Here is a 15,383-nt window from a genome sequence, read left to right as displayed (position 1 = left end):
TCCGTCCTTTATCGGACGAAAGGTCTTTTTATTTTGGAGACGAGGAGGAGAAAAAATGACAGTGACGTTTCTCGGTGCAGGGTCGATGGCAGAAGCGCTTATTTCGGGGGTTACACAAACGTTATATAAGCCAGAGCAAATGATTGTAACGAATCGCTCTCGAATGGAGCGACTGACGTATATGCAACAAACATACGGGGTACGAATCGAAACAAATAAAGAACAAGCGGTCAAAGAAGCTGATATTGTTATTTTAGCGATGAAACCAAAAGACGTTGCAGAAAGCTTAACGCCAATCGCACATGCTTTTCATGAGCAACAACTTATTATTTCATTACTTGCAGGGGTGACGACGGATACGATTGCATCGCTCATCGGAAAAAAAATCCCTGTCATTCGTGCCATGCCAAATACATCAGCGGCCATCGGGCAATCTGCAACAGCGATTTCACAAGGATTATACGCAACGGCTGAACATTTACACATGGCAAAAGAGCTATTTGAAACGGTCGGCATCGTTACGGTTGTTGATGAAACACAGTTACATGCTGTGACAGGGTTATCCGGCAGCGGACCAGCTTACGTTTATTATTTAGTTGAAGCGATGGAAAAAGCAGCCGATGAAATCGGGCTCGATCGCGATATTGCAAAAGAGCTTATTTTACAGACGATTATCGGCGCTGCTCATATGTTAAAAGCAACAAACAAACATCCGTCTGTTTTGCGTAAAGAAGTCACAAGCCCAGGCGGAACGACAGAAGCAGGCATCGGCGTGCTTGAGCGCTATCGCTATCAAGAGGCGATGATTGCTTGCATTAAACGAGCGACCGAACGTTCGAAAGAGCTCGGTGAGGCACTTCTTTCTTCCGTTCAATAAGGCAAATTGTTTTTCTTTTCCAAACGAACGTGGTATCATTCGTAATGAAAGATACGATGGGAGGGTTAGTAACTGTTAAAATATTTTTGTGAAAATCCATAAAACTCTATATACAATTTATAAAAAATTACAAGGCAAAAGAGCAAATAAAGCCAAGAAGATGATTAAGGAGCTAACTGAAAATGATTAAAACATTTAAAGTTATGCTACTTCCTAATCATAAACAACAAACAAGATTATTTGAGTGCGCTGGTGTAGCAAGGTGGGCGTATAATTTTGCCTTAGCACAACAACAAGAAAATCATAAACAAGGCGGTAAATTTTTAAATGATGGTGAATTAAGAAAAAGATTAACGCGGCTCAAACAAACGAAAGAGTACAGTTGGCTCAACAATTATTCCAACAACATTACAAAACAAGCGATCAAAGATGCGTGTCAAGCCTACAAAAACTTTTTTGCAGGACGGGCGAAGTTTCCGAAATTTAAAACGAAGAAACGAACACGCCCAAGTTTTTATCAAGATACATCGAAAATTAAAATCACCGACACGCATGTGAAACTAGAGAAACTGACGCCTTCCAAAAAGAAAAATAGACAGAAGCTCAATTGGATTCGTTTGGCGGAGCGAGGACGTATTCCGCACGGAAAACATGTAACATACGTCAATCCACGCATCGTGTTTGACGGAATACATTGGTTTTTAACGGTCGGTGTAGAAGAAGCGGAAGTAAAACATGAAACGTACAACGAGGGCATCGGCATTGATTTAGGGGTAAAGTCGTTCGCTACCGTCAGCAATGGCATGATGTTTCCAAACATTAACCAAACACCGAAAGTAAAAAAGCTGGAAAAGTCAATTAGGCGCATGCAAAGACAAATATCACGAAAGTACGAAATGAATAAAACAAAAACAGAAGGAGGTGAATTCCGTTACAGAAAAACGGAAAACATCAAGAAACTGGAGTTCCTTGTTTTAAAAAAACGCCGAAGGCTGAAAAACATACAGCTTAATCATACCCACCACATCACAACGACGTTGGTGAAAGCCAAGCCAGCGTATGTCGTGATGGAAGACTTGAACACAAGTGGCATGTTAAAAAATCGCAAGCTATCGAAAGCGATTCAACAACAAACATTCCACGCGTTCAAGCGGCAAATGACGTACAAATGTGCATGGCATGGTATCGAGTTGATCGTCGTAGATCGCTTTTATCCGTCAAGCAAAAAGTGTAGCCGTTGCGGTCATGTGAAAGACCACCTTTCTTTATCGGAACGGACGTACCGTTGCGAAGTGTGTGGGTTACAAATGGATCGCGATCTCAACGCGAGCATCAACTTGAAACAATATGCCGAATCCATGATGTGACATGACTATGTACCCATACGTTAGTGGGGAAGTGAAGCCTTCGGAGTGCCAAGAAAACGAGAGTAGCTTTTTTGCGAAATCGGGCGCGATGAACAAGGAAGGAAACGTAGACTTTATAAATAATGAATAGATGATTTATAAAGTTTTGTAAGTTTTCTGTAACGGGAAGGAATATGCTCTTTTCACCATATACGATTCGGGACATCACATTAAAAAACCGTATCGTCATGTCGCCGATGTGCATGTATGCATGCGATCGTGAAGACGGAACGGTTCACAACTGGCATCTTATTCATTATGCAACGCGCGCTGTTGGGCAAGTCGGACTTATTATTGTTGAAGCAACAGCCGTAACACCACAAGGAAGAATTTCAGCTCGCGATTTAGGGATTTGGGATGATGCCCATATCGATGGATTGCGCACACTTACCTCGCTCGTTCATGAGCAAGGCGCCAAAATCGGCATTCAGCTTGCTCATGCTGGACGAAAAGCGACGGTTGCTGGAGAAATCTTCGCTCCATCCCCTATTCCGTTCGATGACACGATGCGTACACCAAAAGAGATGACGAAAGCCGATATTGAAGAAACGATTCATGCGTTTCAACAAGGTGCGCGTCGCGCCAAGGAAGCTGGATTTGATGTCATCGAAATTCACGCTGCTCACGGCTATCTCATTAACGAGTTTTTATCGCCACTTACAAACAAACGAACAGATGAATATGGCGGGAAAAATCGCTACCGCTTTTTAAGCGAAGTGATTGAAGCGGTAAAAGAGGTATGGGACGGACCGTTGTTTGTCCGCATTTCTGCTTCTGACTACCATCCGGACGGCTTAAAGGTGGACGACTACATCGAATATGCAAAACGAATGAAAGCACAAGGTGTTGATTTGATCGATGTGAGCTCTGGCGCTGTCGTTCCAGCAAAAATTCAAGTATATCCAGGCTATCAAGTGCCGTTTGCTGAAACAATTCGCCGTGAAGCGAATGTGCCGACAGGGGCCGTCGGGCTTATTACGTCAGGCTTACAGGCAGAAGAAATTTTACGTAACGGACGCGCTGATCTCATTTTTATCGGTCGCGAGCTCCTTCGCAACCCATATTGGCCAAGAGCAGCCGCAACCGAACTTGGTATATCTCTTGAAGCGCCAAAACCATATGTCAGAGGATGGTAAAACACAACAAAGGATGTCCAATGCAACGGACATCCTTTTATATGTCAAAATAATAGTGGGCGTGAAGTTGACACCCCGGATTAAACGCGGCATCGCAATGTGGACAACGGTAATTGCTCGTCATATATTGTTCAATCGTCAGCTCCGTTTGACAAACGCCGCATAAGACAGCTTTTTCATAAAAACGTTCTTTCGGCCATACCGCATGCTTGCCACAACCATGTTCTTCATGACAGTGCACACACGGGAAATACGTTTGACAACAATAAAACTTAATCGCGATGACATCGCGTTCACTATAATAATGTACACATCTCGTTTGTTTGTCGATGACGTTTCCTTTGACTTCGATCATCACTCATCATTCCCTTTTCTTATAATCGGAAATGATGAAAAATCAAAGGCAAGTGCGACATTCGGAAAAATGGTTTTTGCTTCTTCCACGAGTCGCTCACACATATCCCCTTGATAGCGAGAACTAATATGTGTCAAAATGAGTTGCTTCACTTCCGCTCTTTTCGCCACTTCCGCTGCTTGCAACGTCGTTGAATGATAGTAATCGTGCGCTAAATGAGCTTCCTCTGCGCTAAATGTCGCTTCATGGACAAGCACATCCGCTTGTTTTGCTAGTTCAACACTTGCCTCACAATAACGTGTATCTCCCATCATGACCACAACGCGCCCTTTTTTCGGTGGGGCAACAAATTTACGCCCATCAATAACTGTTCCGTTATCTAACGTAACGAGCTCTCCCCTTTTAATTTGTTGATAAATCGGACCGGGCTTCACACCAAGTGCACGCAACTCATCAACGAGCAACGTACCCGGCAAATCTTTTTCGACAATTCGAAAACCGTACGAAGGCAACCCGTGATCAAGCAATTTTGCTGTAACAACAAACTGTTCGTCTTCAAATACGACACCTTCTGTAAACTCTTCAATATGTAGCTCATATTTGAGTCGCGTGCCACTGACCGTTAATGCGGTTTCGATAAACGAACGAATACCTGCTGGACCGTAAACAAAAAGAGGTGTTTCCCCCCCTTGAAACGAACGGCTACCAAGCAATCCGGGTAAACCAAAAATGTGATCGCCATGTAAGTGCGTAATAAAAATACGTTCAATGCGCCGTGGGCGAATAGACGTATGTAAAATTTGATGTTGCGTTGCTTCTCCGCAATCGAATAGCCATGTCGCCCCTCTTTCTTCTAACAACTGAAGGGCAATGGCTGATACGTTTCTACCTTTTGATGGGACGCCAGAGCCTGTCCCTAAAAACAATAACTCCACACTACGATCTCCTCTCTTTTCTTTAATTAGATAAAACATTTGCGTTTACCACAATAAACCTCTAAAATTACATTATCATGAACCTTTCAAAAAATGAATAAAAGCGAGGTATGTGATCCGTGAATGACGTACAACCAAAAGCGACAATTGTAATTTTTGGTGCGACTGGGGACTTAGCAAAACGTAAACTATTCCCATCTATTTATAAACTTTATCAAAAAGGAAAGCTTGATGAACAGTTTGCGGTTGTTGGCGTTGCCCGTCGCCCGCATACAGACGAATCGTTTCGCCACTATGTAAAAGAAACAATTGAAGAAGCAACGAAACAAGAGTTGATACATGAGAAATTTATTTCTCATTTTTACTATCATTCACTAGATGCGACAAATACGCAATCATACAAACAACTGAACGAATTATTAACACACGTTGAAGAGCAGTTTCACATTCCAGGTCATCGCATTTTTTACTTAGCAATGGCACCTGAATTTTTTGGAACGATTACATCGCATTTAAAATCAGAAGGACTGACGACAACGAACGGCTGGACGCGATTAGTGATTGAAAAACCGTTCGGTCATGATTTACAAAGCGCGCAAAAATTAAATGAAGCAATTCGTCAATCGTTTTCGGAGGAACAAATTTTTCGAATTGACCATTATCTTGGAAAAGAAATGGTGCAAAACATCGAAGTTATTCGCTTTGCAAACGCTATTTTTGAACCGCTTTGGAACAACCGATTTATTGCTAATATTCAAATTACATCAAGCGAAACGCTCGGTGTAGAAGACCGTGGGCGCTATTACGACCACTCCGGTGCACTGCGCGATATGGTGCAAAACCATATGCTGCAAATGGTTGCGCTTTTAGCGATGGAGCCTCCGATTAAGCTGACGACTGACGATATTCGTAGCGAAAAAGTGAAAGTGTTGCGGGCGCTTCGTCCGATGACGCATGATGACGTCGAGACATATTTCGTGCGTGGGCAATACGGACGCGGCATCGTGCGCGGGCAACAAGTCGTCGGATATCGTGAAGAACATAGCGTCGATCCAAACTCCAATACAGAAACGTTTGTTGCAGGGAAATTAATGATCGACAACTTCCGCTGGGCAGGCGTGCCATTTTACATACGAACTGGAAAACGAATGACGGAAAAATCAACGAAAATCGTTGTGCAATTTAAAGATGTACCGATGAATTTATATTATCGCACAAGCGAACACGTTCATCCGAACTTGCTCGTCATCCATATTCAGCCCGATGAAGGCATTACCCTTCATTTAAATGCGAAAAAAAGCGGCGAAAGCATGAAAACGACGCCAATTAAGCTCGACTACTGCAACAACTGCATCGACGGCATTAATACACCGGAAGCGTATGAAAAATTGTTATATGACTGCATGCGCGGCGATGCGACAAACTTTACACATTGGGATGAGGTCGCTGCTTCATGGAGCTTTGTCGACACAATTTCGGAAGTGTGGGCAAACACGAAAGCCGCGGACTTTCCGAACTACGAAGCTGGCTCGATGGGACCAAAAAAAGCAGACGAACTATTGCAAAAAGACGGCTTCCATTGGTGGCCACTAAACGGAACAATGTAAGGAGGAAACACCTATGAAAATGTACGATGTCACCGCTCCTATTTTCGAAGGGATGCCTGTGTATAAAAATAAACCGGAAAAACAACCGAAACTAATGACCATCACGAACGATTACGTCACCGAATCGCGCATCGATATGGATGTGCATACAGGCACACACATTGACGCGCCGCTCCATATGGTAAAAGACGGAGAAACGTTCGAAACGATTCCGCTTGAAAAACTTGTCGGCTACTGCAAAGTATTGGACGTCACACATGTGAACGATCGCATTACAAAAGAAGATCTCATTCATTTTGATATTCAAGAGAACGATTTTATTTTATTTAAAACAAAAAACTCATTCGACGACGCCTTTAACTTTGAATTTATTTACGTTGCTGAAGATGCGGCAACATACTTAGCCGAAAAACGCATTCGCGGCGTCGGCATTGACGCGCTCGGCGTTGAACGTAACCAAGCAGGACACCCAACGCATAAAACATTGTTTAATCATCACATTATTATCATCGAAGGGCTTCGATTAAAAGACGTACCAGCGGGCGAATATTGGATGGTTGCCGCCCCGCTTAAACTCGTCGGCACCGACGCCGCCCCAGCGCGCGTATTGTTGTTTGAACAATAAACAATCCCCCTCATCGCATGGTGAGGGGGATTTTATAAATTCTCTTAAAAACCCCCTAGAGCCACTTGCCCTAGGGGGGGTTTGTTTATTTCAACCATTCGGTATGGAAAATGCCTTCTTTGTCGATGCGCTCGTATGTGTGGGCGCCGAAGTAGTCGCGTTGCGCTTGGATCAAGTTTGCTGGCAATGTTTCCATTCGGTAGCTGTCGTAGTATGCAAGAGCGCTTGCGAACGCTGGTGTTGGAATGCCGCGCATCGCTGCCGTTGCGACGATTTCGCGAAGCGATTGTTGATAGTTTTCGACGATTTCTTTAAAGTATGGGTCAAGCAATAAGTTTGGAAGCGCTGGGTCGCGGTCATACGCTTCTTTAATTTTTTGTAAAAATTGTGCACGAATAATGCAGCCGCCGCGGAAAATCATCGCGATATTGCCGTATTGTAAATTCCAATTGTATTCTTCTGATGCGGCTTTCATTTGCGCAAAGCCTTGGGCGTAGGAGCAAATTTTGCTCATGTAAAGCGCACGGCGAACAGCTTCGATGAAATGCGCACGATCGCCTTCATACGGCTTCACTGCTGGTCCAGCTAATAGCTTGCTTGCTTTCACACGTTCTTCTTTCATCGCGGAAATAAAGCGAGCAAATACCGATTCAGTAATGATCGGAAGTGGAACGCCTAAATCGAGCGCGTTTTGGCTCGTCCATTTTCCTGTTCCTTTTTGCCCTGCTTTGTCTAAAATGACATCAACAAGCGGCTTGCCCGTTTCTTCATCGATTTTTGTAAAAATGTCTGCCGTAATTTCGATTAAATAGCTGTCTAATTCTCCTTTATTCCACTCGGCAAATACTTCATGAAGCTCTTGGGCGTTTAAGCCGAGCACATGCTTCAATAAAAAGTATGCTTCGGCAATTAACTGCATATCGCCATATTCAATACCGTTATGCACCATTTTTACGTAATGGCCTGCACCGTCTGGACCGATATATGTCGTACACGGTTCGCCATCGACTTTTGCCGCAATTGCTTCAAAAATCGGACGAACGAGTTCGTGCGCCTCTTTTTGTCCGCCTGGCATAATCGAAGGTCCTTTTAACGCCCCTTCTTCTCCACCTGAGACGCCTGTACCGATAAAATGAATGCCTAACTCGGCAAGCTCTTTATTGCGGCGTTGTGTATCTTTAAAATACGTATTGCCGCCGTCGATAACGATATCGCCTTTTTCTAAATACGGCTTTAATTGCTCAATTGTTGCGTCTGTCGCCGCGCCTGCTTTCACCATTAATAAAATTTTGCGCGGCTTCTCAAGCGCGTTGACAAACTGTTCGATGCTGTATGTACCAACGATGTTTTTCCCTTCCGCTTCTTGTAAAAATTCGTCTGTTTTTTCGCGTGAACGGTTATATACGGCAACGGAATAACCGCGGCTTTCAATGTTGAGCGCCAAGTTTTTTCCCATGACCGCTAAACCGATCACACCAATTTGTTGTTTCGCCATAGCAAACGTTCCTTTCTATTTTTGATTGTTCAAAAAAGAACATACCATAATCGTCTTTTCTCGTTCAAGTGTTCTGTTTCTCATTCCTAATATGTTCTTTAATGGTGCTTGCTCCTTCTAAATTGTCAAACAATATCGTTGGATCAATTACAGTAATGAGCCGATCAGGTAAATTCGCAATGCCGATAAAGTATGGCGTCTGTTGATAGGCAAGCATATTCACTTGCTTCATCATATGTGATGGAATATCAATAATTTCCTTTGCATCGTCTACGATAAATGCTACGTGTAAATCGCCCGTATGCACAACGACAAGCCGCGTTTTCTCTGCTTCCGTATACGGACGGCGATATAAAATTTGCGATGTATCAAGCACGGGAACAAGCTCACCGCGAATGCGAACAACACCAAGCATATACGAAGGCATGCTTGGAATGAGCGTCGGATGGCCCATCTTTTCAATGGAAACGACATGTTCAACCGGAATGGCGTATTGTTCGTTCGCAAGTTGAAAAACGACGACTTTATTCATCGTTTCACCCCCTCGCAGCCACTTCCTCAATAATAGCGATGACCATTTCGGTTGCTTTCACAAGTTCTTCAATTGGCATACGTTCATTTGTTGTATGGATCTCTTCATAACCGATCGCTAAATTGACCGTTGGAATGCCAAATCCGGCAATGACGTTCGCATCGCTACCGCCACCGCTACGCAACAGCTCGTGCGGACGACCAATTTTTTCGGCTGCTCGTTTTGCGATTTCAACAACATGATCGCCGTCGCCAAATTTAAATCCTGGATACATCACTTCCACATGAACATCTGCACGCCCCCCCATTTCTTCCGCTACTCGTTCAAACGCTTCTTTCATTCTCGCGACTTGCGCTTCCATTTTTTCTGGAACGAGCGAACGCGCCTCTGCTAAAATGTCCACGCGATCGCAAACGATATTTGTTTGTGTTCCACCTTCAAAACGGCCGATGTTTGCGGTTGTTTCTTCGTCAATGCGACCGAGCGGCATTTGCGCAATCGCTTTGGCAGCGATTGTAATTGCCGATACGCCACGCTCTGGTGCAACACCCGCATGAGCCGTCTTTCCGTGAATAGTCACTTTCAACTTTGCTTGCGTTGGAGCAGCAACGATAATTTGTCCAACTTTTCCATCGCTATCTAGTGCATATCCAAATTTCGCTTGAATGAGCGACGGATCAAGCGCTTTCGCCCCAACAAGCCCCGACTCTTCACCAACAGTAATAATAAATTGAATTGTGCCGTGCGCAATTTGTTTTTCTTTTAATACTCGAATCGCTTCAAACATCGCAGCAAGTCCTGCTTTATCGTCCGCTCCTAAAATCGTCGTACCATCTGTCACAATATATCCATCTTGAATCGACGGCTTGACCCCTTTTCCTGGCACAACGGTATCCATATGAGATGTAAAGTAAATCGGATCAACTCCTTCTTTTGTCGCTGGCAAAGTGCAAATTAAATTTCCTGCTCCATGCCCTGTTTGCGCAGTCGTATCATCTTCAATGACATGTAAACCGAGCGCTTCAAACTTCGCCTTCAACACATCCGCAATGTCGCGCTCATATTTCGTTTCCGAATCAATTTGCACAAGCTCTAAAAATTCTTCGACTAAACGCTGTTCGTTTACCATCATCCATCCTCCTATGTATGTACTCATCTTTAAGTATAACGAATTTTCCTTCATATGGCGATGAACACATGCACATAATTTTTTTTCTTCCGCTTCACACATTTGTCACAATTTCGTTATATCATTCACATTGAATTTCATTTCATAGTAAAACAGGAGGTTTTTATGAATTCATTATCAAACAAAGATTTATACAAAGCTATATGGCGTTGGCACTTTTATGCCGGAATTATTTTCGCACCTTTTTTAATTATTCTTTCCATCACCGGAGCTATCTACTTATTTAAACCACAAATTGAATCGTTTTTATACAAAGAATACTATTATATTGAAGAAGGGGAACATGAGTTGGCACCGAGTACCCTCATTGAAAAAGTTACAAATACGTATGAACATGCTACGGTCGTCAGCTATCGGCCAAGCGATGCTCCACACCGTTCGACTGAAGTTGGCGTCGTTTTAGATGGTGAAACATATATCGTTTTTGTTAACCCATATACCGGCGATATTCTTGGTAAAATCGCAAAAGAAGATAAACTCATGAATATCATTGTCAAGCTGCATGGTGAATTAATGGTAGGAACAATTGGCGACAGAATTGTTGAACTTGCTGCATGTTGGGCTGTCATTTTATTAATAACAGGATTATATTTATGGTGGCCAAGAAATCGTTCTTTATATGGCATTGTGAAAATTCGCTTTAATGAAGGAAAGCGCGTCATGTGGAAAGACATTCATTCCGTGATTGCCATTTGGCTGTCTGTCTTTATTTTATTACTTATTTTGACTGGTTTACCTTGGGCTGGGTTTATGGGCGATAAAATTAATCGCATTGCCACGGCAACACACACCGGCTACCCACCTGGCTTATGGGACGGTCAAATTCCAGAATCCGTTATTCCAACGAAATCAGTAGCAGACGTGCCATGGGCGGCGGAAAATATGCCTGTACCTGAATCGAATCAAAACGGAACAATGACCATTCCAGTTGAATCAGTTATTCAAATTGCAAAAGAGCGACATGTTCATCCAGGGTTTTCTATTTACTTCCCTGAAGGAGAAAAAGGAGTGTATACCGTTTCGGTCTTTCCAAACTTGCCGCAAGATCAAGCTACATTGCATATTGATCAATATAGCGGCAAAGTGTTAGCCGATTTACGCTTTAAAGATTATGGTTGGCTAGCTAAAGTAATCGAAATTGGTATTGCCCTTCACGAAGGTCGATATTTCGGCTTATTTAATCAAATGATCGGCCTTATCACTTGCCTCGGTCTCATATTCATTTCGTATAGCGGTGTTGTGATATGGTGGAAGCGACGCCCAAAAGGATCGTTAGGTGTCCCATCTGCTCCACAAAACAAAAAAGCGATGCAAATCGTCACACTCATCATCATCGTATTAGGGCTTATGATGCCTTTAGTCGCTCTTTCATTGGCCATCGCTTTTGTTCTCGATTGGATTGTTATTCGTCGCATTCCAAAATTACAAACATGGTTCTCATAAGAAAAAGCGAGCAGTACATGTACTGTTCGCTTTTTCATTGAACAATTTATAACGGAATATTCCCATGTTTCTTTTTCGGACGTTCTTCCTGTTTATGACGAAGCATATCGAGTGCTTGAATGAGTTTGATTCTCGTGTCGCGTGGGTCGATGACGTCATCGACCATGCCGTATTTTGCTGCGACATATGGATTCGCAAACTTGTCGCGATATTCTTCAATTTTTTGCGCTCGCGTTTCTTCTGGGTTCGGACTATTTTCGATGTCGCTTGCGAAAATAATGTTCGCTGCCCCTTGTGGTCCCATAACGGCAATTTCTGCATTTGGCCATGCGTATACGACATCCGCTCCGATCGATTTACTGTTTAATGCAACGTATGCTCCGCCATATGCTTTCCGTAAAATAACCGTAATTTTCGGCACTGTCGCTTCAGAGTAGGCATATAAAATTTTTGCTCCGTGGCGAATAATTCCCCCATGCTCTTGTTTGACTCCTGGGAAAAAGCCCGTCACATCTTCAAATGTAATAATCGGAATATTAAACGAGTCGCAAAAGCGAATAAAGCGCGCCGCTTTATCCGATGAGTCAATATCTAGTCCTCCCGCCATAAACTTCGGCTGGTTGCATACAAGTCCGATAACTTCCCCTTTTATGCGGGCAAAACCGATGACAATATTTTTCGCAAAATCTTTTTGCACTTCCATAAATGATCCTTCGTCAACGACTTGCAACACGACGTTTCGCACATCGTATGGACGTACCGCATCAATAGGAATAGCATCCGCTAAATCGGGACGGTAATCGCTTTCCTTTTGTGCAGGTGCAACAGGCGGCTTTTCTTGACAATTTTGTGGAAGATAGCTTAATAGCCGTCGTACTTGGGCAAGCACCTCTTCTTCTGTCGCGCCTGAAAAGTGGGCATTTCCGCTAATCGTATTATGAACACGCGCACCACCTAAATCCTCCGCGCTAATTTTTTCTCCTGTCACTGTTTCGATGACTTTCGGTCCGGTAATAAACATTTGACTCGTTTTCTCGACCATAAAAACAAAATCGGTAATGGCTGGTGAATAGACAGCCCCTCCTGCACATGGCCCCATGATGACAGAAATTTGTGGAACGACGCCTGAATAAATCGAGTTTCGATAAAAAATATGACCGTATCCATCAAGCGACAACACGCCTTCTTGAATGCGCGCGCCACCAGAATCGTTTAATCCAATGATTGGGGCCCCTGTTTTTGCAGCTAAATCCATAATATTTGTAATTTTTTTCGCGTGCATTTCCCCGAGGGCGCCACCGAATACAGTAAAGTCTTGCGAAAAGACAAATACTGTTCGTCCATCGATTTTACCGTATCCTGTGACAACTCCATCACCTGGACCTTTTTTCTCTGCTAATCCAAAGTCGGTGCAACGATGTTCAATAAACGGATTTAACTCAACGAATGTCCCTTCATCTAATAAGAGATCGATTCGCTCTCTTGCCGTTAATTTTCCCTTTTCATGTTGCTTGGCAATTTTATCGTCGCCACCGCCTAGCTCAATTTCGCGGCGACGGTCATATAGCTCGTTAATTTTATCATACATATCCATTATCGCCCACCGCCCCTTTCACAAAGTTCATACAGCACGCCGTGGGCTGATTTCGGATGCATAAAAGCGATGCGTGCGCCACCTGCACCACGCTTCGGCTGTTCGTGAATCATACGAATGCCGTTATTTTTTAACTCCTGAATGCGCAGTTCAATATCATCCACGCCAAGCGCGACATGATGAATACCTTCACCTCTTTTTTCAATAAAAGAAGCAATTGGACTATGTTCAGAAAGCGGCTCAAGCAGTTCGAGCTTGACATCGCCGACTTTTAAAAACGCTACCCGAACTTGCTCGGATTCAACCGTTTCAATGCCAACGCACGATAAGCCGAGCGTATCCGTATAAAACGGGAGCGCCTCTTCTAATGATTTGACAGCGATGCCAATATGATCGACTTTTTTCATTTCCATAACCCCAACCCCTTTGTTGTTCTCGGTTGCAAACCACCTATGCATTTCGACATCTTTTTTCTTTTTTCCTTCTTTTTTGCATTTTTTCATACTTGTTTGTCGATCAGCATGTTTGTACAATAGGTAACAAGAGGTGAAAAAAATGCATTCAAAAAAAGTGCAAAAAATCGTCGTCTATTTAATGCTCGGTTCAATGCTTTTAACATCGTTGCTTGCTGGATTAAGCATGTGGATATAGAACAAGCTGACCGCATTCGGCCAGCTTGTTCTATTTGAGCGCTCCGTACTTTTTCCCGAGCTGTTGAAATGATTGACTTGTTTTCACGATCGCTACTTTCGTTCCAAGCGGCACGTTTGGGTATAACGCCTCAACATCCCGATTATGCATACGTACGCATCCTTCAGTAATATACCGTCCAATTGATGACGGGCGATTCGTTCCGTGAATGCCGTACGTTCGACCGTCTGTCCCGCGGGCATCAAATCCAATCCAGCGCGTGCCAAGTGGGTTATTCGGTGCGCCTCCCGGAATGTTTTTTTTCCGATAATACGGGTTCACCGCCTTCACCGTAACCGTAAATAATCCTTCTGGTGTGAGCGCATTCGTTTTTCCTGTTGCTACACGATATATGCGTTCAATTTTCCCGTTACGAATAAAAGCAAGTTGATTCGTCTGTTTGTTGACAACGATCATTGGATCGCCAACGCGCGGATTGTCTCCAAGTGGCCAAAGCGGCGAAATAAAAAGAAAAAAAGCAAACAAAAGCGACATGATCTCACCCTTTTTCAATTATTGTGCATCAAAAAAGAGCGACCATACCGTTATAATTGGCTTTTAATGATTAAATATTGCTCCATCTCTTTCACAAAATGCAAAAGAGCAGCACGTTGTTCAAACTCCTCGCGCGTTTTTGGTAACGGCATTTGTTGAAACTGCTTTTTCATCGCTTCAAGCTGGCGAATAAAACGATCCGCTGTATTTCCTGGGTGAATGGCATCGCTTAATTCGTCGATAAAATCGGCAATCATATTGCGTTGCTCGACCGTATATGTCATTGAACTAATGAGCGGCAACATGCGCTCAATAATTTCAAATTGCCGTTCACGCATACGAAAATATCGATAATAATAATCTTCATTGCGTAAAAAATGGTTTTCAATGTTTTGTAACGCAAGCGCCTTCGCTTGCTTTAACGTATCACTTGCTAACGCAATTTCTTTTCCGTCCCATAAACTTTCGTTCGTACGTAAATAATGAACAATTTCTTTAAAAATAATACGAAATAAATCTTCTACAATACGTTGATACTCTTTTAAGTCTTTTTCAACGCTCGGCATGTACATATTGACAAGTAAAGCGATACCGATTCCAATAATCATTAACATCACTTCATTATATACGAGGTGCCACGTCATCGTTTTTGCCATATATACGTGCAAAATAATAACCGTACTTGTTGCAATCCCTTCAGTTACTTTTAACGAAACGGTCGTTGGAATAAAAAACAACAACAATAACCCAATCGAGAGCGGATGATAATGAAGCCCTTCAAAAAAGAGAAACGAAAACAATAAGCCGACCAGCCCGGCAACAAATCGGGCGCGTGCCGTCTGCAACGACTTTTTTTTCGTCACTTGAATACAAAGTATTGTAATAATGCCGGCAGAAGCGAAATTTTCAAGATGTAACCATTGGGCAAGCGCAATGGCACTCGCCGTTCCAATCGCTGTTTTTACTGTCCGATAACCAATTTTTAACACAAATATCACACTCCG

The 15,383-nt window shown here is 43.1% G+C and carries 16 protein-coding genes and 1 other annotated feature (1 of these 17 running past the window's edge); of the genes, 7 read left to right on the top strand and 9 right to left on the bottom strand.

Going from position 1 to position 15,383, the window contains the following annotated elements; genetic code table 11:
- Positions 1–12 (top strand) — a binding site (T-box leader) (it extends 201 nt beyond the left edge of the window).
- Positions 13–55: 43 nt separating this feature from the next.
- The 3 genes from proI to namA all read left to right on the top strand — a co-directional run bounded on the left by proI (position 56) and on the right by namA (position 3,419).
- Positions 56–877: a pyrroline-5-carboxylate reductase ProI gene (gene proI, locus HNQ82_RS01020; RefSeq protein WP_183246401.1), complete on the top strand. Its 822-nt coding sequence runs from the start codon at positions 56–58 to the stop codon at positions 875–877.
- A gap of 182 nt (positions 878–1,059) precedes the next feature.
- Positions 1,060–2,244 carry an RNA-guided endonuclease InsQ/TnpB family protein gene (locus HNQ82_RS01015; RefSeq protein ID WP_183246399.1) on the top strand — a complete coding sequence of 395 codons (1,185 nt, stop codon included), beginning with the start codon at positions 1,060–1,062 and terminating at the stop codon, positions 2,242–2,244.
- Positions 2,245–2,417: 173 nt separating this feature from the next.
- A complete protein-coding gene (namA, locus tag HNQ82_RS01010; protein WP_183246397.1) occupies positions 2,418–3,419 on the top strand; it encodes an NADPH dehydrogenase NamA in 1,002 nt (333 codons plus the stop codon).
- A 37-nt stretch (positions 3,420–3,456) separates the two neighbouring features.
- Here namA and HNQ82_RS01005 read toward each other — a convergent pair whose 3' ends face one another.
- The gene (locus HNQ82_RS01005; RefSeq protein WP_183246836.1) at positions 3,457–3,774 is read right to left on the bottom strand and encodes a CHY zinc finger protein; all 318 of its coding nucleotides are present in this window, start codon (positions 3,772–3,774) and stop codon (positions 3,457–3,459) included.
- Positions 3,774–4,709, bottom strand: coding sequence for a ribonuclease Z (gene rnz, locus HNQ82_RS01000; RefSeq protein ID WP_183246395.1), 936 nt, complete (start codon positions 4,707–4,709; stop codon positions 3,774–3,776). Before rnz ends, HNQ82_RS01005 begins: the two co-directional genes overlap by 1 nt.
- A gap of 119 nt (positions 4,710–4,828) precedes the next feature.
- Between rnz and zwf the strand changes: the two genes are divergently transcribed.
- Together zwf and HNQ82_RS00990 are read left to right on the top strand one after the other, a co-directional pair.
- On the top strand, positions 4,829–6,316 hold the full coding sequence (zwf, locus tag HNQ82_RS00995; protein WP_183246393.1) for a glucose-6-phosphate dehydrogenase: 1,488 nt from the start codon (positions 4,829–4,831) through the stop codon (positions 6,314–6,316).
- A 13-nt stretch (positions 6,317–6,329) separates the two neighbouring features.
- Complete coding sequence (locus tag HNQ82_RS00990; protein WP_183246390.1) at positions 6,330–6,941, top strand: cyclase family protein; 612 nt, start codon at positions 6,330–6,332, stop codon at positions 6,939–6,941.
- 85 nt (positions 6,942–7,026) lie between these two features.
- Here HNQ82_RS00990 and gndA read toward each other — a convergent pair whose 3' ends face one another.
- The 3 genes from gndA to HNQ82_RS00975 form a co-directional block, all read right to left on the bottom strand.
- Entirely contained in the window at positions 7,027–8,436 is a 1,410-nt protein-coding gene (gene gndA / locus HNQ82_RS00985; protein WP_183246387.1) for an NADP-dependent phosphogluconate dehydrogenase, read from the bottom strand.
- Positions 8,437–8,500: 64 nt separating this feature from the next.
- Positions 8,501–8,968 (bottom strand): chemotaxis protein CheW, encoded by a 468-nt coding sequence (locus HNQ82_RS00980; protein WP_183246385.1) that lies wholly within the window; start codon positions 8,966–8,968, stop codon positions 8,501–8,503.
- Between the two features lie 4 nt (positions 8,969–8,972).
- Complete coding sequence (locus HNQ82_RS00975) at positions 8,973–10,097, bottom strand: M20/M25/M40 family metallo-hydrolase (protein WP_183246383.1); 1,125 nt, start codon at positions 10,095–10,097, stop codon at positions 8,973–8,975.
- Positions 10,098–10,262: 165 nt separating this feature from the next.
- On the opposite strand from HNQ82_RS00975, the gene HNQ82_RS00970 reads away from it, so the two are divergent.
- Positions 10,263–11,600, top strand: coding sequence for a PepSY-associated TM helix domain-containing protein (locus tag HNQ82_RS00970; RefSeq protein WP_183246381.1), 1,338 nt, complete (start codon positions 10,263–10,265; stop codon positions 11,598–11,600).
- 46 nt (positions 11,601–11,646) lie between these two features.
- On the opposite strand, the gene HNQ82_RS00965 is transcribed toward HNQ82_RS00970, so the two are convergent.
- Together HNQ82_RS00965 and mce are read right to left on the bottom strand one after the other, a co-directional pair.
- Positions 11,647–13,197: a carboxyl transferase domain-containing protein gene (locus HNQ82_RS00965; RefSeq protein ID WP_183246833.1), complete on the bottom strand. Its 1,551-nt coding sequence runs from the start codon at positions 13,195–13,197 to the stop codon at positions 11,647–11,649.
- Positions 13,194–13,607: a methylmalonyl-CoA epimerase gene (gene mce, locus HNQ82_RS00960; RefSeq protein WP_183246379.1), complete on the bottom strand. Its 414-nt coding sequence runs from the start codon at positions 13,605–13,607 to the stop codon at positions 13,194–13,196. Before mce ends, HNQ82_RS00965 begins: the two co-directional genes overlap by 4 nt.
- 142 nt (positions 13,608–13,749) lie before the next feature.
- Between mce and prli42 the strand changes: the two genes are divergently transcribed.
- A complete protein-coding gene (gene prli42, locus HNQ82_RS00955) occupies positions 13,750–13,845 on the top strand; it encodes a stressosome-associated protein Prli42 (protein ID WP_009373849.1) in 96 nt (31 codons plus the stop codon).
- 30 nt (positions 13,846–13,875) lie between these two features.
- Here prli42 and HNQ82_RS00950 read toward each other — a convergent pair whose 3' ends face one another.
- Both HNQ82_RS00950 and HNQ82_RS00945 read right to left on the bottom strand, forming a co-directional pair.
- Positions 13,876–14,379 carry a L,D-transpeptidase gene (locus tag HNQ82_RS00950; RefSeq protein ID WP_183246377.1) on the bottom strand — a complete coding sequence of 168 codons (504 nt, stop codon included), beginning with the start codon at positions 14,377–14,379 and terminating at the stop codon, positions 13,876–13,878.
- 50 nt (positions 14,380–14,429) lie between these two features.
- Complete coding sequence (locus HNQ82_RS00945; protein ID WP_183246831.1) at positions 14,430–15,368, bottom strand: aromatic acid exporter family protein; 939 nt, start codon at positions 15,366–15,368, stop codon at positions 14,430–14,432.
- Positions 15,369–15,383 lie beyond the last annotated feature (15 nt).

The sequence above is a fragment of the Anoxybacillus tengchongensis genome (assembly GCF_014201585.1).
Taxonomy (GTDB): Bacteria; Bacillota; Bacilli; order Bacillales; family Anoxybacillaceae; genus Anoxybacillus; species Anoxybacillus tengchongensis.
This window is presented reverse-complemented; position numbering and strand designations above follow the sequence as displayed.

Bases quoted from the DNA above. Each gene is read 5' to 3' on its own strand.
- HNQ82_RS00970 (WP_183246381.1), top strand. From the start codon at position 10,263: ATGAATTCATTATCAAACAAAGATTTATACAAAGCTATATGGCGTTGG.
- proI (WP_183246401.1), top strand. From the start codon at position 56: ATGACAGTGACGTTTCTCGGTGCAGGGTCGATGGCAGAAGCGCTTATT.
- HNQ82_RS00950 (WP_183246377.1), bottom strand. From the start codon at position 14,379: ATGTCGCTTTTGTTTGCTTTTTTTCTTTTTATTTCGCCGCTTTGGCCA.
- HNQ82_RS00980 (WP_183246385.1), bottom strand. From the start codon at position 8,968: ATGAATAAAGTCGTCGTTTTTCAACTTGCGAACGAACAATACGCCATT.
- HNQ82_RS01015 (WP_183246399.1), top strand. From the start codon at position 1,060: ATGATTAAAACATTTAAAGTTATGCTACTTCCTAATCATAAACAACAA.
- HNQ82_RS01005 (WP_183246836.1), bottom strand. From the start codon at position 3,774: ATGATCGAAGTCAAAGGAAACGTCATCGACAAACAAACGAGATGTGTA.
- mce (WP_183246379.1), bottom strand. From the start codon at position 13,607: ATGGAAATGAAAAAAGTCGATCATATTGGCATCGCTGTCAAATCATTA.
- HNQ82_RS00975 (WP_183246383.1), bottom strand. From the start codon at position 10,097: ATGGTAAACGAACAGCGTTTAGTCGAAGAATTTTTAGAGCTTGTGCAA.
- prli42 (WP_009373849.1), top strand. From the start codon at position 13,750: ATGCATTCAAAAAAAGTGCAAAAAATCGTCGTCTATTTAATGCTCGGT.
- namA (WP_183246397.1), top strand. From the start codon at position 2,418: ATGCTCTTTTCACCATATACGATTCGGGACATCACATTAAAAAACCGT.
- HNQ82_RS00990 (WP_183246390.1), top strand. From the start codon at position 6,330: ATGAAAATGTACGATGTCACCGCTCCTATTTTCGAAGGGATGCCTGTG.
- gndA (WP_183246387.1), bottom strand. From the start codon at position 8,436: ATGGCGAAACAACAAATTGGTGTGATCGGTTTAGCGGTCATGGGAAAA.